Source organism: Sphingobium amiense (genome assembly GCF_003967075.1).
GTDB classification, from domain to species: Bacteria; Pseudomonadota; Alphaproteobacteria; order Sphingomonadales; family Sphingomonadaceae; genus Sphingobium; species Sphingobium amiense.
In genome coordinates this window covers 3,724,575-3,746,102 of sequence record NZ_AP018664.1, presented here as the reverse complement: position 1 = coordinate 3,746,102, position 21,528 = coordinate 3,724,575, and the positions used below count along the sequence as shown (strand labels likewise).

Annotated in this window: 20 protein-coding genes; 9 read left to right on the top strand and 11 right to left on the bottom strand. The window is 66.9% G+C overall.

From position 1 onward, the window contains the following. Positions 1 to 40: 40 nt before the first annotated feature. Both SAMIE_RS18025 and SAMIE_RS18020 read right to left on the bottom strand, forming a co-directional pair. Positions 41 to 556 (bottom strand): hypothetical protein, encoded by a 516-nt coding sequence (locus SAMIE_RS18025; protein WP_066701071.1) that lies wholly within the window; start codon positions 554 to 556, stop codon positions 41 to 43. A 30-nt stretch (positions 557 to 586) separates the two neighbouring features. Further along, positions 587 to 1,249, bottom strand: a complete 663-nt coding sequence (locus SAMIE_RS18020) for a polysaccharide biosynthesis/export family protein (protein WP_232037296.1) — start codon at positions 1,247 to 1,249, stop codon at positions 587 to 589. Positions 1,250 to 1,632: 383 nt separating this feature from the next. Between SAMIE_RS18020 and SAMIE_RS18015 the strand changes: the two genes are divergently transcribed. Beyond that, positions 1,633 to 2,412 (top strand): metallophosphoesterase family protein, encoded by a 780-nt coding sequence (locus SAMIE_RS18015; protein WP_066701070.1) that lies wholly within the window; start codon positions 1,633 to 1,635, stop codon positions 2,410 to 2,412. Next, on the top strand, positions 2,409 to 2,876 hold the full coding sequence (locus tag SAMIE_RS18010; RefSeq protein ID WP_066701069.1) for a Rap1a/Tai family immunity protein: 468 nt from the start codon (positions 2,409 to 2,411) through the stop codon (positions 2,874 to 2,876). Before SAMIE_RS18015 ends, SAMIE_RS18010 begins: the two co-directional genes overlap by 4 nt. 89 nt (positions 2,877 to 2,965) lie before the next feature. Here the strand turns inward: SAMIE_RS18010 and SAMIE_RS18005 are convergent, their stop codons facing one another. The 7 genes from SAMIE_RS18005 to mutY form a co-directional block, all read right to left on the bottom strand. Further along, positions 2,966 to 5,539: a GH12 family glycosyl hydrolase domain-containing protein gene (locus tag SAMIE_RS18005; protein ID WP_066701068.1), complete on the bottom strand. Its 2,574-nt coding sequence runs from the start codon at positions 5,537 to 5,539 to the stop codon at positions 2,966 to 2,968. 154 nt (positions 5,540 to 5,693) lie between these two features. Continuing rightward, the gene (locus SAMIE_RS18000; protein WP_232037435.1) at positions 5,694 to 7,067 is read right to left on the bottom strand and encodes an exopolysaccharide biosynthesis polyprenyl glycosylphosphotransferase; all 1,374 of its coding nucleotides are present in this window, start codon (positions 7,065 to 7,067) and stop codon (positions 5,694 to 5,696) included. 204 nt (positions 7,068 to 7,271) lie between these two features. Continuing rightward, positions 7,272 to 7,430, bottom strand: coding sequence for a hypothetical protein (locus SAMIE_RS23475; protein WP_157077765.1), 159 nt, complete (start codon positions 7,428 to 7,430; stop codon positions 7,272 to 7,274). A 232-nt stretch (positions 7,431 to 7,662) separates the two neighbouring features. Then, on the bottom strand, positions 7,663 to 8,463 hold the full coding sequence (locus SAMIE_RS17995; protein ID WP_066701067.1) for a 3'(2'),5'-bisphosphate nucleotidase CysQ: 801 nt from the start codon (positions 8,461 to 8,463) through the stop codon (positions 7,663 to 7,665). After that, on the bottom strand, positions 8,450 to 9,796 hold the full coding sequence (locus SAMIE_RS17990; protein WP_066701066.1) for a TldD/PmbA family protein: 1,347 nt from the start codon (positions 9,794 to 9,796) through the stop codon (positions 8,450 to 8,452). Before SAMIE_RS17990 ends, SAMIE_RS17995 begins: the two co-directional genes overlap by 14 nt. A 43-nt stretch (positions 9,797 to 9,839) precedes the next feature. After that, positions 9,840 to 10,754 (bottom strand): NAD(+) diphosphatase, encoded by a 915-nt coding sequence (gene nudC / locus SAMIE_RS17985; protein ID WP_066701065.1) that lies wholly within the window; start codon positions 10,752 to 10,754, stop codon positions 9,840 to 9,842. Next, positions 10,741 to 11,796, bottom strand: a complete 1,056-nt coding sequence (gene mutY / locus SAMIE_RS17980; protein ID WP_066701064.1) for an A/G-specific adenine glycosylase — start codon at positions 11,794 to 11,796, stop codon at positions 10,741 to 10,743. Before mutY ends, nudC begins: the two co-directional genes overlap by 14 nt. A gap of 26 nt (positions 11,797 to 11,822) precedes the next feature. Here mutY and SAMIE_RS17975 point away from each other — a divergent pair, with 26 nt between their 5' ends. From SAMIE_RS17975 to SAMIE_RS17945, 7 genes are all read left to right on the top strand, one after another. Further along, a complete protein-coding gene (locus tag SAMIE_RS17975) occupies positions 11,823 to 12,365 on the top strand; it encodes a DUF721 domain-containing protein (protein ID WP_066701109.1) in 543 nt (180 codons plus the stop codon). Between the two features lie 30 nt (positions 12,366 to 12,395). Further along, on the top strand, positions 12,396 to 13,064 hold the full coding sequence (locus tag SAMIE_RS17970; protein WP_066701063.1) for a thioredoxin domain-containing protein: 669 nt from the start codon (positions 12,396 to 12,398) through the stop codon (positions 13,062 to 13,064). Between the two features lie 45 nt (positions 13,065 to 13,109). Next, positions 13,110 to 13,841: a thioredoxin domain-containing protein gene (locus SAMIE_RS17965; RefSeq protein ID WP_179955654.1), complete on the top strand. Its 732-nt coding sequence runs from the start codon at positions 13,110 to 13,112 to the stop codon at positions 13,839 to 13,841. A gap of 71 nt (positions 13,842 to 13,912) precedes the next feature. Then, positions 13,913 to 17,353, top strand: a complete 3,441-nt coding sequence (locus SAMIE_RS17960) for a chromosome segregation SMC family protein (RefSeq protein ID WP_066701062.1) — start codon at positions 13,913 to 13,915, stop codon at positions 17,351 to 17,353. Between the two features lie 112 nt (positions 17,354 to 17,465). Then, positions 17,466 to 17,738: a BrnT family toxin gene (locus tag SAMIE_RS17955; RefSeq protein ID WP_066701061.1), complete on the top strand. Its 273-nt coding sequence runs from the start codon at positions 17,466 to 17,468 to the stop codon at positions 17,736 to 17,738. Next, entirely contained in the window at positions 17,698 to 17,979 is a 282-nt protein-coding gene (locus SAMIE_RS17950) for a BrnA antitoxin family protein (protein ID WP_066701060.1), read from the top strand. The genes SAMIE_RS17955 and SAMIE_RS17950 overlap by 41 nt, the downstream gene beginning before the upstream one ends. Positions 17,980 to 18,045: 66 nt before the next feature. After that, on the top strand, positions 18,046 to 19,155 hold the full coding sequence (locus tag SAMIE_RS17945) for a pyridoxal phosphate-dependent aminotransferase (protein WP_066701059.1): 1,110 nt from the start codon (positions 18,046 to 18,048) through the stop codon (positions 19,153 to 19,155). Here SAMIE_RS17945 and SAMIE_RS17940 read toward each other — a convergent pair. Next, entirely contained in the window at positions 19,152 to 20,606 is a 1,455-nt protein-coding gene (locus SAMIE_RS17940; RefSeq protein WP_066701058.1) for a phospholipase D-like domain-containing protein, read from the bottom strand. The two genes, SAMIE_RS17945 and SAMIE_RS17940, sit on opposite strands and share 4 nt — an antisense overlap. Further along, positions 20,603 to 21,508: a 4-hydroxybenzoate octaprenyltransferase gene (gene ubiA, locus SAMIE_RS17935; RefSeq protein ID WP_066701057.1), complete on the bottom strand. Its 906-nt coding sequence runs from the start codon at positions 21,506 to 21,508 to the stop codon at positions 20,603 to 20,605. The genes SAMIE_RS17940 and ubiA overlap by 4 nt, the downstream gene beginning before the upstream one ends. Between the last annotated feature and the right edge of the window lie 20 nt (positions 21,509 to 21,528).

Genomic DNA, 21,528 nt, shown 5'->3' with positions numbered 1-21,528 from the left:
CAATCGAACATGTGGCCGAAACTGATGAAATGGCGCAGGATCAGGATGTGTAGTTCGATCCGCCGCCGCCGCCCACGCCCACAATCGCGCCGCCAAAGGCGCCGAAGCCCACATTGCCAAGGCCGCCGCCCTGCTGCAAGGCCGCAGTACCACGACGGAACCGGCGCTTGATCGTCTCGCGCGCGTTGACAATCGCCTGCATGATGACCGGCGAATGGTTGCCCTGCGCTTCGTAGATGTCTAGCGCACCCAGCATGGCGTCGAGCGGGTAGTCGCCCTGACCCAGGATGAAGATCATCGCCGCTTCATAATCCTCCACCGTGCTGGTGGTCGGCATGCGCGCGATTTCCGTGCTGATGGCGGCGGCGAGACGCGCGGCGATGGCCTGAATCTCGGCCGGATCGGTGATGGCCGCGCCGGTGGGAGCACCCGCGCCCGGAGGGGCAGCCGACTGCTGTGCCGATGCCTGGGCCACGCCCAGCGCGACGAGCAGGGTGATCGCACCCTGCCACTTCGGGTGGTGCATCGCCCCGTTTTGAGCCATCTTTCCGTTCATCGCTTGACCCCTGAACCAAGACCGGGCGATTTAAAAATATCGCTCGCCCACGCGAATTGTATCACCCGGCCAGACCTGAAGGTCGGGTGTCAGTCGAAATGCCTGCTCGGTTGTCGAACCCGCGCGGCGAATATAGGCGACCTTGCGTTCGGCCCGGGGCGTGAAGCCTTCGGCGGTAGCGACGGCGTTGAGAGCCGTCAGTCCGCTCGAATAAGGATATTGCCCCGGCGCCTTCACTTCACCCAGAATGAAGAAAGGTCGAAACTTGATAACTTCCACACTGACGCGTGGTTCCCTCAGATAGCCTTCGGCCAGCTTCGACTGCACCGCCTTGCCGATTTCCACCGGCGTCTTGTTGAGCGCGGGGATATCGCCGACCAGCGGGATCGACAGCGCGCCGTTCGCCGCAACCGCAAATTCGCCCGAAAGCGTCGGTTCGTTGAACACCGTCAGCTTGATCTGGTCGCCCGTTCCCAGCCGGTAATCGGCGACCTCGGTGGACTGAACCTCATAGCGTTCGCCCGAGGACAGGATTTCACGCGAACCCGCCGTAGAACAGGCGGTTACGCAAAGGCTCAGCAGCAACGTCACGAATATCTGTTTCAAGCGCATGGTGGTCCCAATGTTACGCATCCTGAACGATGAGCTTAGGACTCTTTTCGCAAGAGCACAAGAACGCAGAGCGCGCATCATCTGTCTCAAAATGGACGTAAAAGGGTTAACACTAATCGGTAAGCAAAAAGGGCAGCGCCGCCGCCGCGTGCAAAGAATTTCCGGTCGTCACGAATCGTTCGGCCAGAGGACATGGCAGGGTCGGGCGCTGTTGCGGCTGGACCGATTCTTGCGGTCGGCGGCGGAATGTTCATTTTCGACCGATCGCCGCCGTTAACCACCCCGCGCGATTCGCCCTCAACTGAACCGCCCCGATTATGCTGCGGCGCAAAATGGGACGTTACCCGCTCTGCGGCTGTTCTTTCGGCATGTTGACGCACGGCAGCACTGGCGCGAAACGCAAATCTTGTTCATATGACGGTCACAACGGTGACGTTAGCTGCACCATTTTTCGGGAGCGTGACATGGTGTTCGGTCTGGGCAGGAAAAGCCAAGCGCCGCCGTCTACGGACCGCGGCGAACGAATCTATGCCATCGGCGACGTCCATGGCTGCTATCAGCAGCTTCGCGATTTGCTGCAGCGCATCGAGACCCATGCGCAGGCGCTTCCTCCGGTTCGCTCGACCCACATCATCGTGCTGGGCGACATCGTCGATCGAGGGCCTGCTTCGGCCGATGTGATGCGCTTTCTCTACAATGCACAGCAGAAAACCGACCGCCTCATCGTGTTGCAGGGCAATCATGAGGAACTGATGCTCCGCGCGCTCGACGGGGAAGCCGGCATGGTGCGCGCATGGATGCGGATCGGCGGCGACGCCACGCTGCGCAGCTTCGGCCTGCAACCGCCCCCGCGCGACGCCAACCCGCATGAGGTGCTGGCCGAACTCCGCCGCGCCATTCCGCGCGACTGGATCGAATGGCTGCGCGCGCTGCCGCTCACCGCGCGGTCGGGCGATTATCTGTTCTGCCATGCGGGCATCCGGCCCGGCATCGCGATCAGGAACCAGAAGCGCGCCGACCTCCTGTGGATTCGCGACGAATTTCTCGAGGACCGCCGCACCCGCCACGAAGCGATGGTGGTGCACGGCCACAGCATCTCCACCGAAGTGGAAATCTGCGCCAACCGGATCGGCATCGACACCGGAGCCTATCGCTCGGGCGTGCTCACCGCCCTCTATCTGGAAGGCGACAGGCGCGACATCATCGCGTCGGGACCGTTGCCGGAGGCCAACGAAGCCGCATGATAGCGTCCCTCGTCGCGCTGGCGGTGGCTGCGGCCACACCGCCGGTCCCTGCCGTCCCGCAGACGCCGCCTCCCGCCGCCGCGGAAAGCGAACTGGGTTATCTTACCGCCGCGGAGCTGGAGCGGCGGTGCGGCGCGGGCGGCGCCACGGCCGATATATCCTATTGTTTCGCCTATATCGCCGCCGTCCATGACGCGATGCGCGCCTATGAGGTGTGGCTGGGCCTGCGCGAATTCTGCGCGCCTCCCGCCGTGCCGCAGAGCGACCTGCGCCGGGCGTTTCTCACCTATCTCAGCGCCTATCCGTCCAACCGGTCGGGTCAGGCGGCGTCGGTGATCGTGGTTGCGCTGAAGGAAAGCTATCCCTGTCGCGCCGCGCCCGTCACGCCCCAGCCTCAGGGCGGCGGAGCGGGCGTCGTGCCCTCCGGCAAAAGCGCGCCGCACAGCCGGACGCCCGCGCGCTAGGGCAATCAAGCGCCGCACACTGCGCAAATGAAAAGGCGCGCGGAACGGGTCTCCCCGCGCCGCGCGCCTGTTCTTCCGGGATCGCTCCCTTACATGATGACGAAATTGCCCGCGCCGAACCCGCTGGTGGGGGTGATGTGCGCGAACAGGATCTGCTGCGCAGAACCCGATCCGTCCGGATCATAATAGAGCGATCCGGTCGCGCTGTCGTAGATGATGCGGTCATCCGCATCCATCGCCATCGTGCCCTTGACGAAAGCGCTGGACGCGAGGTTGCCGACGCCGATCTGGTCGAAGATGTCGTGGTGCAGCACGATCTTGTCCTTCGTCGAGTTGAACAGCAGCAGCGTGTCCACGTCGCCATTCCCGATCGCGGTGTTGAAGTGGATATTTTCCACCCCCGAACTGCCGGAAAATGTGTCCGACCCGAGACCAAGATAGATATGCGCGTTCGTCGCCGATCCCACCACCTTGTCACCAAGGTCGGTGCCGACAAATATGTTCTGGATCAGCTTGTTGCTCGCGTCATAGCTTTGCGTCACCAGAACACCGTCCGCGCGCGCGCTCATCTTGTCGATGCCGGTGATGGCGTTCTTGCTGTTGTAATGGGTGGTCGTCTCCACCCCGTCCGCCAGCTTCACCACATCATAGGACTGGAGCTTCGACGCCGCGTCCAGATGCTGATAGGTCCGGCTGCCGTCGCTGTTCACGATCAGCTTGTCGATCCCGGTATATTTCCAGCTCGTGTCGAAATGATAGGTCGTGGTGATGTTGCCCGACACAACGACGCGCTCGGCCCCGGTGAGCGCCCACTTGGCGTCGTAATGCTTGATCATCGTGGAGCCGTTGCCTTCGTCCACCTTGATGTCCATGCCTGACGGCATCCACTTGGCGTCATAATATTGGGTGGTGACCTGCCCCTTGGCGTCGGTCGTCACCTTGGTGGCGTTTTTCATCACCCAGTTGCCGTCATAGAAGATCGTCTGGGTCGATCCGTCGGCGTTCAGCATGATCTTTTCGGCCGACGCCAGCTTGTAGGTGCGGTCGAAATGCTGGACGAGGCCGTAGCCCTTTTCCTTCGTCGTCACATCGGAACCGGTGAAGTTGCCGCCGATGTCATATTTGCTGACGATCGTCTTGTCGGTGGTGGACAGTTCGATTTTCTGCGTGCCGATCACCCGGCCACTCGTATCGAGCAGGTCGATGGGGGGCACGGGCTTGACCGCGTCCGACGGCTGGGTGAGCGTCGCGCCGGTTCCGTCGATCGACATCGCCTTGGACACGCCGTTCGCATCCTTGGTCTCGACGTTGATCTGAAGGCCGTTGATCGTCATCGACCCCGTGCCCGACGCCACTTCCGCACCCAGTTCGATCGAGCGCAGATATTCGCTGTCCGACATGATGCCCATGGTCTTGAGCTTGGACACGATGTCCGCGATGTCTATCGACCCCTTGGTCCATTCCTTGTCCGCGACCAGCGCCGTGTAGGTTCCGGTGTGATAGATGGTCGCGCTGAAATCGCCGTTGGTGTAGGTGCCCACGGCGGTGCCGCCCGGCTCGAATCCGCCCTTGTGCAGCCAGATCATCAGTTCGGTCGTCACCGCGCTCGTGCCCGTGGCGGTCGGCGAATTGGCGAACCAGATGTCGTAGGCGACGTTGAAGCCCCCCTTGTTGCCGGTGTAGCTCAGGTCGTAATCGACCGTCAGCTTCGACAGGTTGGACACCTGCACCGGAAACACCTTGGACGTGTCGGTCGGATTGCCCGCTGCATTGTGCGGGCTGGTGCCGAAGATCAGCTCCGGATAGGCCAGAATGCGCTGGTCGGTGGTCGTCAGCGGATAGGACCAGTTGAAGGTCGTGCCGCGCGTCATGTCGCTGGTGCTGAATGCGCTGTTGAGCGTGTAGTCCACGCCTGCTGTCAGGGCCGAGCTGCCCCAAGCATTGTTGACCACGAACCAGCCGTTGGAGTTCCAGCCCTGTCCGGCCTGCGTCAGCAGCTTGTCGGTCGCCACGGGCGCGGGCGTGTTCAGCGGCATGTTGAAATCCGCCGCCGTCAGCGATTTCAGCGACATGTTGCGCAGGGTCAGCGTCTCGCTGCTGTTCAGCTTGACGACGACATCCGTGCCGGCCTGCACCGACTTGGCGAGGATCTGGGCGAAGCTGGTGAAGCCATAGCCCGACAGGTTGACCGCGTCCCAGCCCGACTGGAAATTGTAGATCACGTCCGATCCGTTGCCTGCCTGCACGCGGAACACGTCCGCGCCCGCGCCGCCGACCAGCACGTCGTTGCCCGCGCCGCCGTCCAGCGTCGCGCCGGTCTTGCCCGCGATCATCAGGTTAGCGAGCGCATTGCCGGTCGCTCCGGTCGCCCTTTCATGGCTCAGGATGACATTCTCGATATTGTCCGGCAGCTTGATGGTGCCATAATATTGCACCTCGATCGTGTCGACGCCCTCGCCGCCCTTTTCGATGACCGTGACGTTGGGGTTCCACAGCGTGTAGATGTCATCCCCGGCGCCGCCGATCAGGACGTCGCCCTTGATGCCGTGGAACTGGTCGTTCTTTGCGGTGCCGGTGCGTGTGGCGGCGGTCTTGCCCGCGCTGATCCAGTTGTTTGTGGCGCCAGACAGCGCCATGACGATATTCTGCGAATTGATGTACATTTTGCGAAAGTCCCGATTGCCCCGATCAGGCAATTATCGGACCGGACCTTCTGCAATCTTGGCGGAACTGGTGAACGCCATTTTAGGCATCTATTGACGCCGTGCCTCCCGACCTGACGTCATAACGGACAGGAAACGATTTTCTTTAGGCCGGTCAATAGGCGTTCTTGTGCACCACGACCAGGAAGGTGCGCAACAGGATCGTCAGGTCTCCCGTCATCGTCCAGTCGGACAGATATTCAAGATCCGCCTGCAACCGGTGCATCAGATCGTCGCGATGATCGGTCGCGCCGCGGAATCCGCGCACCTGCGCAAGCCCGGTGATGCCCGGCTTGATCGCGTGGCGCAGCCAGTAGCGCGGGTCGATATGCCAGAAGAGCTGATCGCCCGCGAGCGAACCGAGCGCATGGGGGCGCGGCCCGACGAGGCTCATGTCCCCTTCCAGCACGTTGAAGAGCTGCGGCAGTTCATCGAGGCTGGTGCGGCGCAGGATGCGGCCAACCGCCGTGATCCGGTCGTCGTCGCGCGACGCGGAGCGGTTGCCCGCCGTGTCGCTGGTCTCGACGCGCATCGACCGGAATTTGTAGACGTAGAAGAGCCGGTTGCCCCGGCCCATGCGCGGTTGCCGGAACAGGATCGGACCGGGGCTGGACAGCTTGACCGCCACCGCGATGATCGCCAGCAGCGGCGCGAGCGCGAGGATCGCGGGCACGGTGATGCTGAGGTCGAAGGTGCGCTTGAGCACCCGGCTGCGGATGTCGAGCGGCCCCTTCGATACCGGAATGCCCACCAGCGTCGATCCGTCCGTCGCGTGAAGCTGGCCGATGGTGCGCAGTTCGGGCAGCAGCAGTTCCCCGTTGCACCCGATGCCCTTGAGGTAAAGCGACCAGCTTTCGCGCCGTTCGACCGAAGCCGACACCACGACCCGGTCCGCGCCGACCAGTAGGCTGGAAATATGGTGCAGCGCATGGGGATCGTTGGGATCGGCGGTGACGCCATGTTCGGCGACATCGACGACCTCGAACCCTGCGGGCACGCTGACAGGCTGACCGTCGATCACCAGCAGCCGCCGCATGAAGCGCGAATTGAGCTTATCCCGCACCAGACGCATCAGGATAAGCCGCTGGAGGATCAGCATGAGGCTGGCGATGGCGATGCCGAGGAAGATATATATGCGCGAAAGCTCGGGCGCTTCCTTGATCGCGAATCGCACCAGCGCATAGAAACCGAGCGCGATCGCCAGTGAAGTCAGAACGCGGCTGATCCCCGATCGCGTCGTGATGCCTTCATAGGAATAGGCGCCCGAATAGAAGCTTATGATGAGGAAAATCGGCAGCAGGCTGATGAGCGCCGTGCTGTCAAAGACGACATCGCCCAGTCTTATGAGGCCCGACAGGCCGAAACCGATCAGCACCGCCACCAGATCGAAAGCCATCTGCGTCAGGTAAATGACGACGCGCAGCGCCTCTGTCGACAAAGGCTGCCTGTAGCTCCGCTCCGGCGATCGGACCGAAAGCCCCGTATCCACCGACAATCGACCTTCCCCTCTGAATGACGTTACGGCGTCGCGTCCTATATGACACGACCTTTTAGCAGCGTGAACGGCTTGCGTCACCGTCCAGTCGTCTGTCGGGGAGGTTTTAGCACGACGCCAACTGGCCGTCTAATGGCCACAGGCCGCATAACGCACAGTTAGCGATGAACAGCGTGAATTGCCCGGCAGGGCGCTCGTTCACAGCAACATGAGCATTACCCCGGCGACGATTGCGCCGCCCAACGCCAGATAACCCACGATTTTCGAGGCATAATGCATCACCGTGTCGGCATTGGCCGCCGCATGCCAGCCCGGCTCCGGCAGTATATCAAAGGACGGAATCGCCCTGTCATCCATCGCAACCCTCTCCATTTTATAGCGTTTGCGCTTTTGTTAGCTGTGTCAGTTCATCACAATATCTGTGCCATTAAAAGACATTTCATGCTGCGTCAGGGCATCCGATTCAAAAAAGATGGAAAAAATTGCGCTCAACCCACAGCTTTGAGGTTGGTTGCGGAGGATTTCAGGAGCGCGGCAGACGGCTCCAAACACGCGACCGACCGTTTCTTGTGCTTAACCGCAGCGGCGGTCAGCGCGGCATGTCCACCATTTCGGATACCCGGGGCCGCAGCCTGTCGACCGCCGCCGCATGGATACCGGGCGCAGAACAGAGCAGGCCGAACGCCGTCGGATCGGGGCTGTTGAACCGCATCGGATCGCCCAGCGCGTCGGTCACGACCGCGCCAGCCTCGGCGCAGATCAGCGCGGCCGCCGCGACATCCCATTCATTGCCCCACCGCAGCGTCGCCACCAGATCGGCCTCGTCCGCCGCGACCATAGCCATGCGCAGCGCGATGCTGTTTGGCCGGGGGACGGCGGTCAGATCCCGGTCCTGCCGGGGAAGCTGTTCGGCGGGCACCCGCGCGCCCGGCAGCGCGGTCCGGTCGCCCGCCCGCAGCGTCCGCCCGTTGCGGCTTGCGCCCCGGCCCGCCTGCGCGATCCACAGTTCGTTGCGCGCAGGTGCGGCGAGAATGCCGAGCCGCAGCGCGCCATCCTCGACCAGCGCGACCGACACGGCCCAGCCCGGACGCCCGCGCAGATAATCGCGCGTGCCGTCGATGGGATCGACCACCCACACCCGCGACACGCCCAGCCGGTGCGCGGTATCCGCCGTTTCCTCGGAAAGCCAGCCCGCCTCCGGGTCGATCGCCGCCAGCCGCTCGCGCAGCATGGCGTCCACCGACAGGTCCGCCTCGCAGACCGGATGACCCGGCACTTTCTCCCACTGGCGCACGCGCGTCTCGCCGCCCGCCCACAGCGTCAGAGCATGGTCGGCGGCATCGGCGACGGCGGAAACCGTCGCGCGCAGAAAGACATCATCCCCCGGCAACGGTCATCCCGTCGACGCGGATCGTCGGCACGTTGATGGCGTAGCGGAAATGCAGGTCGTTCGCCGGCACCAACGTGCGGAACATGTCCCTGAGGTTCCCGGCAATCGTGATTTCCGACACCGCGTGGGCGACCGCGCCATTTTCGATCAGGAAGCCCGCCGCGCCCCGGCTATAGTCGCCGGTCACGCCGTTGACGCCCATGCCGATGAGTTCGGTGACGTAAAGGCCGCGTTTCACGTCGGCCATCAGGTCGCCCGGGGACGCATCGCCCGGCTCCATATGGACGTTGGTGACGCTTGCGCCCGGCGCGCCGCTGCCGCCCCGGCTCGCATGGCCGGTCGGCTCCAGCCCGAGTTGCCGCGCCGACGCGCTGTCCATCAGCCATCCGGTCAGCACGCCCCGGTCGATCAGCGCCCGCTGCTCCACCGGCAGCCCCTCGCCATCGAAAGGCCGCGACCTGAGGCCGCGCGGCAGCAGCGGATCGTCGATAATGGTGACGCCGCTGTCGAAGATCGCCTCGCCCAGCATGTCGAGCAGGAAGCTCGACCGCCGCGCGATAGCCGGACCGACCATGCCGCTCACCAGATGGCCGATCAGGCTGGAGCCGATGCGCGGGTCGAAGATCACCGGCATGACGCCGCTTTCGACCTTGACCGGATTGAGCCGCGCCACCGCCCGCTGCCCGGCGCGGATGCCGATGGCCTCGGCATCGTCGAGGTCTTCGAGATGGCGGACATTGTGGCTGGCATGATCGCGCTGCATCCCTGCGCCTTCGCCCGCCAGCACGCTGGCCCAGGTCGAATGGCTCGTGCCTGCATAGGCGCCCACAAAGCCGTGGCTGGTCGCCAGCGCCACCTGACTGCGCCCGGTGGACGCGCCGCCGCCCTCGCTGTTGGTGACGCCGGGCACGGACCGCGCCGCATCCTCCGCCTCCAGCGCCCGCTCGCGCATGGCTGCGGGTTCCGGCTCTTCCGTGTCGGTGAGGTCCAGCGCGGGCGCGCGCCGGCGCATCAGCCGGTCCTCGGGCGCAAGGCCCGCATAGGGATCTTCGGGCGCTTCCCGCGCCATCGCGATGCAGCGGTCGACCAGCGTGCCTAAAGTCGCCGGGTTCATGTCCGACGCGGAAATACTGGCGGATCGCTGGCCGATGAAAACGCGCAGGCCGATCTCCTCGCCCTCCGATCGCTCGACATCCTCCAGCGCCCCCAGCCGCACCGAGACATTGGTCGACGCATTGCAGGCATAGATGGCGTCGGCCGCATCCGCGCCCGCCTTGCGCGCGGCACCTACGAGATCCTGCGCGCGCGACTGGGCTTCTTCGAGACTGAGCATCGGGAGGAGATAGTCCTTCTTGACCGGATGGGAAGGGGCGGCCTTACGCGCTTGGCCCGGACGGGGCAACGCCCGCCAGCCAGCGGTCGAGCAGATGCCAGGCGACCGCCATGCGCGGCGGCGCGATGAACGGCGCGCCTTCCGCCTCCTCCATCGCCGCGCGCACGCCCGCCGCGTCGCACCAGAAAGCATGCTCGATCTCGGTCGCGTCGATGGTCAGTGCATCGTCGTCCGCCTGGCCGATGCACGCGATCATCAGCGAGGACGGGAACGGCCAGGGCTGGCTCATGACATAGCGCACGTCGCGCACCCTGATGCCCGCTTCCTCATAGAGTTCGCGCGCGACCGCTTCCTCGATCGTCTCGCCCGGCTCGACAAAGCCCGCCAGCGCCGAATAGCGCCCCTCGGGCCAGCTATGCTGCCGTCCCACCAGCACCCGCCCGCGATGTTCGGCGAGCATGATGACGACCGGATCGGTGCGCGGGAAATGTTCTGCCGCGCAGGCCGTGCAGCGCCGCGACCAGCCTGCCTTGACCGGCACGCTCGCCCCGCCGCACACCGAACAGAAGCGATGCCGCGCATGCCAGTGCACCAGACTGCGCGCCGTGCCGTAAAGCGCGACCTCTTCCGCCGGGACCAGTTCCGCGATGGCGCGGCTGCGCGATGTCGGCACCAGATTGGCGCCCAGGTCGGCGACCAGCCTTGCGAAGATCGGCCGCCCGAGCGGATCGACGCCCAACAGGACATGATCCTCCACCCACGCGCCCGGCCCCAGCGGCTCGAACAGCAGATGCCCGTCCGCCTCGACCGGCTCCAGCCCGTCCATCACCAGCAGTCGCGCCTTCGGATCGGCAAAAGCGTCGGCCAGCAGGACAGCATTGGTGCGGATATGATCGACCCGGTCCAGCGTCCCGCCGACAAAGCCCGGCATCCGGCCTCGCGCCTCAGTTCCGTGCATCCCGATCCTTTCTCACCGCTTCCGCCGCGCGCGCGAACAGCGTCGGCAGCCCCGCCTCGCCGATCCGGTCGACGGGCCACCACTCGCCCTCGCCCGCAGGCGCGGCTTCCACATGGGCATGGTGGACGCGCAGCGCCAGAGAGAAATGCGTGAAGATGTGCAGCACCGGCTCCCCTACGGTCCGCCAGTCCCCCGCCATGGGCGGAGCCGGGTCGGGCGCGTCGCTCCAGTCGGAACTCGGCAGCGCCCGCATCCCGCCCAGCATGCCCCTGTCGGGACGGCGCACCAGCCAGACATGGCCGTCCCGCTCCATCCACCAGCCATGGCCGGAGCGATGCGGTTTCGCTTTGTTCGGCGCCTTCACCGGGAAAGCGGCGGGATCGGCGGTGGCGAAGGCCGCGCAATCCTCCCGCAGCGGGCAGACACCGCAGGCGGGCTTGCGCGGGGTGCAGACCGTCGCGCCCAGATCCATCATCGCCTGCGCGAAATCGCCCGCGCGCGTATCTGGCGTGATCCGCTCCGCCGCCGCGCGTATCTCCGCACGCGCGGCGGGCAGCGGCGTCGCGATGGCGAAGAGCCGCGCCACCACCCGCTCGACATTGGCGTCCACCACGACCGCCCGCCGCCCGAAGGCGATGGCGGCGACTGCGGCGGCGGTATAGGCGCCCACACCGGGCAGGGCGCGCAGCCCTTCTTCCGTATCGGGGAAGCGCCCGCCATGCTCCCGCGCCACCGCCCGCGCGCAGGCGAGCAGGTTGCGGGCGCGCGCATAATAGCCAAGGCCCGCCCATGCCGCCATCAGGTCGGCGTCCGCGGCATCCGCCAGCGCCTCGACCGTCGGCCAGCGCTCGGTGAATTTCGTATAATAGGGACCAACCGCCGCCACCGTCGTCTGCTGGAGCATCACTTCGGACAGCCACACCCGATAGGGATCGGCGCCATTGCTCCCCGGCGGCACGCGCCACGGCAGCCTGCGCGCATGAACGTCATAGTGAGCGAGCAGGTCGCCCGCGATTTTTCTGTCTCTGCCCTCGACGCGCATGGCGGCCCTATGCCATGAAGCGGGTCATGACGGAACGCCCGGCCACGCCCAAATTGAAGACCAAGGCCGCGCCCGCGACGGAACGGCCGCGCACGGGCGGTCCGCGCGCCATTGCGGACCTGATGCCCGACATCGGCCGCGCCGCTTTCCGCAAGTTCGGCTTCGTGCAATCGAGCATCGTCACGCGCTGGGCGGAGATTGCGGGATCGCATTATGCCGCCATATCCGCGCCCGAATCGATCCGCTTTCCGGTCGGCAAGAAGGCGGGCGGCACGCTGCAACTGACCGTCATGAGCGGCCATGCGCCCATGATCCAGCATATGCTGCCCGAGATCGTGGAGCGGGTGAACCGCTTCTTCGGCTATGCCGCCGTCTCGAAAGTGGCACTGCGGCAGGGGGAGATCGGCCCGGCGCAGGCCGAACGCCGCCCGCCGCCCCGCAACCTCAAGCCCGTGCCGGTCGAGCTGGGCGATTCGCTGCGCGACATCGGCGATCCCGAATTGCGCGCGGTGCTCGAATCGCTGGCGCAGGGTCTTGCCAACTCCAGCGGTTTGCCCAAGATCGGCTGAACGGTCGTTCTGCCCCACGGAAGCATCCCCATGAAGAAGATCCTGTCGCTCGTCCTGCTCGCCATCCCCGCGGCGCTCGCCGCTGCGCCCGCCGTCAACTGGGTGAGCCGCGTCACCATGACGCCCATCGGCGGTCACTATATGGGCAATCCCGCCGCGCAGACAAAACTCGTCGAATATGTAAGCTACACCTGCTCGCACTGCGCCCATTTCGTTCGCGACGGGACGGCCCCGCTCAAGGCCGATTATGTAAAAAGCGGCAAGGTCGGCGTCGAAGTGCGCAACGCCGTGCGCGACAAATATGACCTCGCCGCCGCGCTCCTCGCCCGCTGCGGCGGCCCCGCCAGGTTCATGGGCAACCATGAAGCGCTGTTCGCCAATCAGGATGCGTGGATGCCGCAGATCGTCGCCTATGACGGTTCCGCCGACGCCCGGCCCGTCGATCAGGTCGCCGCGCTTCAGGACATCGGGCAGAAGACCGGCCTCTACGCGCTCATGAACAAGCGCGGCTTCACCAGCGCGCAGCTCAATGCCTGCGTCGCCAGCGCCCAGTCGATGAAGCAGGTGCTCGCCATGACCGACGAAGCATGGAACAGGGTGAAGATCACCGGCACGCCCGGCTTCGTCGTGGATGGCACTCTGGTGAAGGGGTCCACCTGGGACCAGCTCAAGGCCGCATTGCCCGCGCCCGCGCGCTGATCTAAACCGCGCATCACAAGATCTGTTTTCGGAGCCATGTCCGCCGTGAAAGCCCTTCCCGTTATCGCCGCCCTGTCGCTCAGCCTCTCGCTCGCCGCCTGCGGCAAGGGCGAGGACAGCGCAAAGCCTTCCGGCGAACCCGTCGCCGCCGTCGCCGCCCCTGCGGGCACGAGCTGGTCGCAGACCGTGGCGCAGACGCCCGAGGGCACCTTCCTCATGGGCAATCCGTCGGCCAAGGTGAAGCTGGTCGAAGATGGCTCCTACACATGCAGCCACTGCCGCGACTTTTCCGCCGAAGCGTCGGAGGAAATCCGCAAGCTGGTCGACACCGGCAAGATGAATTTCGAATTCCGCACCTATGTGCGCGATCCCATCGACCTCACCACCGCGCTGCTCGCCCGCTGCGGCGGCAAGGATATTTTCTACCCGCTGTCCGAACAGTTCTTCGCCAACCAGAGTGCGATGTTCGACCGGGTGCAGGGCAAGGATGCCGAACTCAAGGCGGTCGACACCATGGCGCCCGCCGAGCGCTTCGCCACGCTCGCGCGGGTCGCGGGCCTCGTCGAATTTGCCCAGCAGCGCGGCATTTCCGCCGATCAGGCCAAACAGTGCCTCGCGGACACCGCCGCTGCCGAGCGGCTGGCCAAGGCTGTGGAGACGACCAACAGCCAGTATAATATCTCGGGCACGCCCAGCTTCCTCATCAACGGCGTCCTGCTCGACAATGTCGCCAACTGGGCCTCGCTTCAGCCCAAGCTCAAGGAAGCGGGTCTCTGATTGGGCGCCGGGGGGCGAACCAGTCTTGATAAGGGGGCCGGGGCGGCTGCGATCCGCTCCGGCGCTTTCCCGTGCAGATAAAGCGGCTCAAGCTCTCCGGCTTCAAGAGCTTCGTCGATGCGACCGAACTGCGCATCGAGCCGGGTCTGACCGGCATCGTCGGCCCCAACGGGTGCGGCAAGTCCAACCTCCTCGAAGCGATCCGCTGGGTCATGGGCGAATCGAGCGCCCGTTCCATGCGCGGCGGCGGGATGGAGGATGTCATCTTCGCCGGAACCGCCTCTCGCCCCAGCCGAGATTTCGCCGAAGTATCCCTGCTGACGATTCAGGAACAGGGCGAGCTTTTCTCCGCAGTCGAGGTCGGCGCTGACGGCGAACTCGAAGTCACCCGCCGGATCGAGCGTGGCGCGGGCAGCGCCTATCGCGCCAATGGCCGCGACGTGCGCGCCAAGGACGTGGCGCTGATCTTCGCCGACGCCGCGACCGGCCCGCACAGCCCCGCTCTCGTCAGTCAGGGCCGGATCGCCGCCGTCATCGCCGCCCGCCCGCAGGAACGCCGCGCCATGCTGGAGGAAGCGGCGGGAATTGCGGGCCTTCATGTCCGGCGCAAGGACGCCGAACAGAAATTGCGCGCCGCCGAAGCCAATCTCGCCCGGCTCGACGAAATCCTGATCGACATGGATACGCGCGCCGCCAGCCTGCGGCGGCAGGCACGGGCGGCCGAGCGCTATATCGCGCTGTCCGAACAAATTCGTATCGCCGAAGCGCGCACTCTCTTCGCCCGCTGGCGCGAGGCCAATGCCAGCGCCGAAGCCGCCCGCGCCGAAGCCCGTCAGGCCGACGCCGCCGTCACCGCCGCGCAGGCGGGCCAAGCGGATGCCACCGCCGCCGCACAAGCCGCTCTGGCCACCCTCGCCGACCGTCGCGCCGCCGCGCAGACCGCACGGGACGCCGCCAGCGAAGCGGGCCACCGCCTCGCCGCGCTTCGCACCGAACGCGATTCGGCGGTCCGCCGCCTCGCCGACCTCTCGCAGCAGGCTGGCAGGCTGGAGGAGGACCGCGCGCGCGAAGGCACGCTCGCCAACGACGCCGCCGACGCCATCGCCCGCCTCACCGCCGAGACCGCGGCGCTCAAGAGCCGTATCGCGGACACCGAAAAGCACCGGCCTGCTTTCGCCACCCATATGGCGCAAGCGGAAGCCGCCGCGCGCGACGCCGAAGTGGCTCTGGCGAAGGCCATGGCGACACAGGCCGCCGAACAGGCCGAACTGCGTGTCGCGGAGGCTGCCGTAGCCGCCGCGCGCACCCGGCTCGACCGTGCCGAACGCGAAGTGGCGCGCCTCGCCGCCGAAGCGGGCGCTCTCCCCGACCCCGCGCCACTGGAGGCGCAGCGTGAAACGGCGATCGCGCAACAGGCCGCCGCACAGGCGGAGCGCGCGACGGCCGAAACGGCGATCGCGACCGCCGAGGCGCAGCAACGCGCCGCTGCGGAAGACCGCTCCACTGCTCAGACTAGGCTTGCGTCGGCGCAGGCGGCGCTCGCCGCGCTCGACAGCGAAGCCGCAGCGCTCCGCCGCGCGACTGAGAGCGGCAGCGGCACCGGACGCGCGCTCGACCGTCTGAAGGCCGCGCCGGGCTATGAACGCGCGCTCGCCGCCGCGCTGGGCGACGATCTCGAAGCGCCCGTCGCCGCCGAGGGCAAGAGGCGCTGGTCGGGGGCCGCCCCGCTGCCCGGCGACCCCGCCCTGCCCGAAGGCACGGCACCCCTCGCGGCGCATGTCGAAGCCCCGGCGCAACTCGCCCGCCGTCTGGCGCAGGTGGCGGTGGCCGAAACCGACACGGGCCAGCCACTCACCGTCGGCCAGCGGCTCGTGACGCGCGATGGCCAGATGCGCCGATGGGACGGCTATGTCGCGCTGGAGGGCGGCGCGGCAGCGGCGGAGCGGCTCATCCGCCTCAATCGCCTCGAAGCGCTCGCTGCCGTCCGCCCCGCCGCGCAGGCCGAAGTCGACGCCGCCACCGCAGCACAGGCCGACGCGCGCGCTCGCGAACAGGCCGCGGCGCAGGCTCTGGCACAGGCCCGCGCTGCCTTCGCACAGGCCGAACAGACGCTGCGCGCCGCCATCCGCGCGGCGGACGAGGCCACCACCGCGCTCGAACGCCTCGCCGGGCGGCGCGAGGGCGTCGAGGAGCGGCTCGCCACCGCCCGCCGCGACGAGGAGGCCGCCCGCGCTGAGCGGGACAAGGCGCAGGCCGCCCGCGCTGCCATTCCCGATGGCGCGGAAACCCGCGATCTCGTCGCCGCCCTTTCCCACGCCAGCGAGAAGGCCCGCGCCGCCGTCAGCCAGTTGCAGGCCGAACAGGCGCTCGCCGACCGCGCGCTGGCCGCCGACCGCGAGCGTCAGGCCGCCGCCGACGCGGAAATCAGAGGCTGGCGCGCCCGCGCGGGCGAAGCGGCGAAACGCATCGCCGCCATGGTCGGCCGCGCCGAAGAAATCGCCGCCGAGCAGGCGAAGCTCGCCGATCAACCGGACGCGCTGACGGGCACCATTGCCGCCCTCGAATCCAGCGGCGCCACCCTGACGCAGGACGCCGACGCCGCCCGCCGCGCCGAGCAGGAGGCCGAAGCCGCCCTTCGCGCCGCCGAAGCGCTCGCCGCGCAGGCGGGCGAAACCCTCGCCGCCGCGCGCGAGGCCCGCGCCACCGCCACCGCCCGCGCCGAAGCCGCCGACGAACGCCGCATCGAAACCAACCGCCTCTCGGGCGAACGCTTCGAGTGCCCGCCCCCTGTCCTGCCCGAAAAGCTCGGCTTCGCGAGCGCCGACATCCGCATCGCCCAGACCGAACAGGCCGACCATGACCGCTTCGCCGCCGACCGCGAAAGGATCGGCCCGGTCAACCTCGTCGCGGCGCAGGAACTGGAGGAGCTGGAGAGCGCACAGGCCACCAGCCGCGCCGAAAGCGCCGAACTCACGACCGCCGTCCACCAGCTTCGCGGCTCCATCGGCAGCCTGAACCGCGAAGGCCGCCAGCGCCTGCTCGCGGCATTCGAAGCGGTGGACGGCCATTTCCGCCGCCTCTTCACCACGCTCTTCAACGGCGGGCAGGCGCATCTCGAACTCATCGACAGCGACGATCCGCTCGAAGCAGGCCTCGAAATCATGGCCCAGCCGCCGGGCAAGAAACTCGCCGCGCTGACGCTCCTGTCCGGCGGCGAGCAGGCGCTGACCGCCGTCGCGCTCATCTTCGGCCTGTTCCTCACCAACCCAGCGCCGATCTGTGTGCTGGACGAAGTGGACGCGCCGCTGGACGACGCCAATGTCGAGCGCTTCTGCGACCTGCTCGACGCCATGGTGGCGCAGACCAGCACCCGCTACCTCATCGTCACCCACAATGCCGTCAGCATGGCGCGCATGCACCGCCTGTTCGGCGTCACCATGGTCGAACAGGGCGTCAGCCGCCTCGTCTCCGTCAACCTGCAGAGCGCCGAAGCCCTGCTGGCGGCGGAGTAATTTCTGTAGTTACGAATATTGTTGCGCGGGCAGCGCCCTTACACTAATGTAACTGGCAGGAAAGGCTGAGGCGCATCACGTGCCTCCGACGCGATGGCGCCAGGAGGCTATGATGAAGATCAGTTTCGATCCCGCCAAACGGGAAAAGACGCTGGCGGAAAGAGGGCTTGATTTTGCGGATGCAGCCCGAATTTTCGCCGGGCGCATTCTCACGGCGCTCGACGATCGTATCGACTATGGTGAGGACCGCTACATCACCTATGGTTATCTGGATGACCGTGCGGTGATATTGGTGTGGGCGCCCCGACACAGATCTCGCCGCATCATTTCGATGAGATATGCCAATGACCGCGAAAGACAGTTTTACGAAGCAGCCCTGGATTGATCCGGATGATGCGCCCGAGCTGGACGCGTCCTTCTTTCGCCATGCGGAAGTCCGGGTCGGCGACCACGTCATCCGCCCCGCCTCCGGCACGCTCACCCGCCCCGGCCGCCCCCCCTCCGCCGATCCCAAGCAGCAGGTGACGCTGCGTCTCGATCGCGCGGTTCTGGATGCCTTCCGCGCGACCGGGCCGGGCTGGCAGAGCCGCATCAACGCCGAACTGCGCAAGGCGCTGGGGCTTTAGCGCCGCCACGCCAGCCCCGCCGCACTGGCCCTTGCCGCCTGCCTGCACGCCGGGGAGGATGCGCCCATGACGCAGCTTCCTCCCTTCGCTCTCGACCACTGGCTCTCGGCGCATGATTTCGCGACGCCCCCCATCGCCTATAATCTTGCGTCGAGCACCGGGCCGCGCTGGACGCTGGCGCAGGTCGCGGCGCTCGGCGACGATCCGCTCGACCTTGCTGACACCGTCCTCAGCTACGCCCCGCCGCAGGGCAGCGCACTGCTGCGCGAAGCCATCGCCGCTTTTCACCGCGCCGATCCCGGCAGCGTCGTCGCCACCACCGGCGCTTCGGAGGCGCTCTCCATCCTCTTCTGCCTGCTGGCGGAACCGGGCGCGAACATCGTGCTGCCCGATCCCGGCTATCCCGCCTATGAGGCCGTGGCGCAGGGCTGGGGGCTTGCCGGCCGCCGCTACCGGCTCGACCGCGCCGAAGGTTTCGCCCAGCGCGCCGACGCCATTCTGGCGCAGGTGAACGCCGCCACCCGGCTCGTCATCCTCAACACGCCGCACAACCCGACCGGCGCCGTGATGCCGCGCGCGGACATCGAAATGCTCGCCGCCACGCTTGCGGACCGCAACATCCCGCTGCTGGTGGACGAGGTCTACCACCCGCTCTATTTCAACCAGCCGCAGGCCTCCGCCGCCGGCATACCCAACGTCATCGTTACCAGCGATATGTCGAAGGCGCTCTCGCTGCCGGGCCTGCGCACCGGCTGGCTTATCGACGCCGATGCAGAACGCCGGGCGCGGATCGTCGACGCGCGCAGCTATTTCACGATCAGCGCATCCCCCGTGCTGGAGCGGCTGGCGGCCCACGCACTGCGCCACGGCGCAGCGATCCTCGCACGGCTGGAGGCGGTGGCGCACGCCAATATCGCGCTGCTCGACACGCTCATCGCCGGGTCGCAGGATCGCCTCGCCTGGGTCCGGCCCGAAGGCGGCACCACCGCCTTCCCCTGGCTGACGCAGGCCGCCGACGCCCGCCCCTTCTGCGAGACGCTGGCGGCGGCAGGCGTGCTCCTAGCGCCCGGCGACTGCTTCGGACACCCCGCGCACATGCGGCTTGGCTTCGCGCAGCAGGCGGACGGATTTGCCGTGGCGGTGGAGCGGATCGCCGACGCGCTCGCCCGGCTTTAGGTCCGCCCGAACCAGCCCTTCATCCGGCGAAACAGTCCACGCTCGCTCACCGGCTCGAACATCTCGTCCGGCCCTTCGGGGTCCAGCACCTCATGGTCGGCGAGCCACTCCTGCACGGCGTTCAGGTCCGGCGTCTGGTAGGGGCGCAGCGTGCGGCCCGGCTTCTGCCGCAACTCCTCGATCCCCGCGACAAGGCCGCGTTCCGCCAGCACTGCCGCCACCCGCTCGACCGGCAGGTCCAGATGCTCGGCGATCAGGTCGTTGCGAATGCGCAATATCTTCCCCTGCCGCCCGTCATTGGCGGGCAGTGCCGTGTCGATGCAGACATCGCATTCGGTGTCGAGCCGCATCGACCGGTTGTTCATGTTGGAGGAGCCGACCCGGATCAGCCGATCGTCGACGATCAGAATCTTCGCGTGGACATAGATCGCCGTCCCGCGCTGCGTATAGGGGTGATAGATGCGCAGCCGCCCCCGCGGATCGCGCGCCTTCAGCGCTTCGAACAGGCGCGCGCGCGCGGTGTCCATCGCCTGCTGCTCCAGCCAGCCGTCGGCGGCAAGCGGATTGACGATGACGATTTCCGGCCCGTCCGGCTCGTCCAGCCGCTTCGCGATCGCCTCGGCGATGCGGCGGGACGCGAAATACTGGCTTTCGGCGTAAATGTGCCGCTTCGCCGCCGCGATCTGGTTGAGGTAGAGCCGCTCGATCTCGGTCAGTTCCTCCTGATCCTCCATCGGCGGCGCGGTGCGGGCAATGGCGACGTCGACATGCTCGAACATCACCGGCAGGCTTTCGGGCCAGCAGTCGGCGACGCCCTCGACCGGCTCCAGCACATCGCCGCCCGCCCCCTGCCACCGCATCCGCGCATGTTCGCCCAGAGCCGCCGCGACCGGTCCCGCCAGCGCCGTGGTCGCGTCATGCCAGGGGCCGTAGGGCGTCCCATCGGGATGGTGGCGGCCGGGATCTTCGTCGCGATGATGGCGCGTGTCCCACCGGTCGCCGGTCATGTCGATCCCGCCGCAAAAGGCGAAGCAGTCGTCGATCACGACGATTTTCTGGTGATGGGACGCTGCGGGCGGATGATGGCTGTCCAGCTTCACCGTGACGCGCGGATGCGCCATCCATTTGAGCGTGGTGAAGAGGTTCGTCGGCCGCACCATCGACTTCATCGCGCCCACGTCCCAGCGCAGCAGGAATATCTCCAGATCGGGCGTGCGGTCGACCAGCCAGGTGATGAAGTCGCCGATCACCACCGGCGCGCCATCCTCCGCCTCATCCTCGCGGATGAGGCCGATCGCCGCGTCGAAATCCCATCCGATCAGCATGATCCGGCGCTTCGCCTTCATCATCGCGGCGCGGGCGTGGCGGAAATAATTGTCCGCGTCGATAATGACGCTGGCCTTGCCCGCGCGCTCGATCCGCCAGCAGTCGACGCCGGGCGTCAGGCTCATGCCGCGCTTCCCACGGTCAGGCAGGCGAGGAACATCAGCAATCCGGCGAATCGGTTGGACCGGAACTTGGTCAGCGGATCGACGCCATCCTCCTTCAGCGTTGCGACCTGCCACAGCAGATGCGCCGCCATCGGCAGCAGCGCGACAAGCGCCAGCGCCTGCCCCCGCACCTGCCACACCGCCGCCGCCCACAGCATGAGCGCCAGCGCGTAGCACATGGCCACGCCGCCGCGCACATGCCGCCCCATCGACAGCGCACTCGAACCGATCCCGATCAGCGCATCGTCCTCCCGATCCTGAAGCGCGTAGATGGTGTCATAGCCCACAACCCAGAAAATCGTTCCGGCATAGAGCAGCAATCCCGGCAGGCTCAGCCCGCCCGCGACTTCGCTCCACCCCACCAGCGCCGCCCAGGAGAAAACGAGGCCGAGCCAGACCTGCGGCCATCCCGTGATCCGCTTCATGAACGGGTAGGCTGCCACCAGCGCCAGACTGCCCAGCGCCACGACCTGCGCATACAGCCGCAGTTGCAGCAGCACGACCAGCCCGACCAGACACAGCGCCACCAGCCACACCCACGCTGTCCCGACCCCCATCGCCCCGCTCGCCAGCGGACGCACGGCGGTGCGCGCCACCTTCCGGTCGATGTCGCGGTCGACGATGTCGTTGAACACGCATCCCGCGCCCCGCATCGCGATGCTGCCCAGCAGCAGCCAGCCGATCAGCGGCCAGCGCGCGAAACCGCCGCCCGAAAGGGCCACAGCCCACGCCCCCGGCCAGAACAGCAGCCACCAGCCGATCGGCCGGTCGAACCGCGCGAGCTGCGCCAGGATGCGCGGCGTCTCCGGCAGCCGCGCCAGCAGGCCGCGCGCTTCGCTGTCAGGGACGATGGTTCCGCTCAACGCTGCACTCCGTTCGGGCT

What these genes read in the sequence shown, in the direction of transcription:
- mutY (WP_066701064.1), bottom strand. Translation starts at nt 11,796, where the DNA reads ATGCGCGTCGAGGGCAGAGACAGAAAAATCGCGGGCGACCTGCTCGCT.
- SAMIE_RS18005 (WP_066701068.1), bottom strand. Translation starts at nt 5,539, where the DNA reads ATGTACATCAATTCGCAGAATATCGTCATGGCGCTGTCTGGCGCCACA.
- SAMIE_RS17955 (WP_066701061.1), top strand. Translation starts at nt 17,466, where the DNA reads ATGAAGATCAGTTTCGATCCCGCCAAACGGGAAAAGACGCTGGCGGAA.
- SAMIE_RS17950 (WP_066701060.1), top strand. Translation starts at nt 17,698, where the DNA reads ATGACCGCGAAAGACAGTTTTACGAAGCAGCCCTGGATTGATCCGGAT.
- SAMIE_RS17940 (WP_066701058.1), bottom strand. Translation starts at nt 20,606, where the DNA reads ATGAGCCTGACGCCCGGCGTCGACTGCTGGCGGATCGAGCGCGCGGGC.
- nudC (WP_066701065.1), bottom strand. Translation starts at nt 10,754, where the DNA reads ATGCACGGAACTGAGGCGCGAGGCCGGATGCCGGGCTTTGTCGGCGGG.
- SAMIE_RS17990 (WP_066701066.1), bottom strand. Translation starts at nt 9,796, where the DNA reads ATGCTCAGTCTCGAAGAAGCCCAGTCGCGCGCGCAGGATCTCGTAGGT.
- SAMIE_RS18015 (WP_066701070.1), top strand. Translation starts at nt 1,633, where the DNA reads ATGGTGTTCGGTCTGGGCAGGAAAAGCCAAGCGCCGCCGTCTACGGAC.
- SAMIE_RS17970 (WP_066701063.1), top strand. Translation starts at nt 12,396, where the DNA reads ATGAAGAAGATCCTGTCGCTCGTCCTGCTCGCCATCCCCGCGGCGCTC.
- SAMIE_RS18010 (WP_066701069.1), top strand. Translation starts at nt 2,409, where the DNA reads ATGATAGCGTCCCTCGTCGCGCTGGCGGTGGCTGCGGCCACACCGCCG.
- SAMIE_RS18020 (WP_232037296.1), bottom strand. Translation starts at nt 1,249, where the DNA reads ATGATGCGCGCTCTGCGTTCTTGTGCTCTTGCGAAAAGAGTCCTAAGC.
- SAMIE_RS18025 (WP_066701071.1), bottom strand. Translation starts at nt 556, where the DNA reads ATGAACGGAAAGATGGCTCAAAACGGGGCGATGCACCACCCGAAGTGG.
- SAMIE_RS17975 (WP_066701109.1), top strand. Translation starts at nt 11,823, where the DNA reads ATGACGGAACGCCCGGCCACGCCCAAATTGAAGACCAAGGCCGCGCCC.
- SAMIE_RS23475 (WP_157077765.1), bottom strand. Translation starts at nt 7,430, where the DNA reads ATGGATGACAGGGCGATTCCGTCCTTTGATATACTGCCGGAGCCGGGC.
- SAMIE_RS17945 (WP_066701059.1), top strand. Translation starts at nt 18,046, where the DNA reads ATGACGCAGCTTCCTCCCTTCGCTCTCGACCACTGGCTCTCGGCGCAT.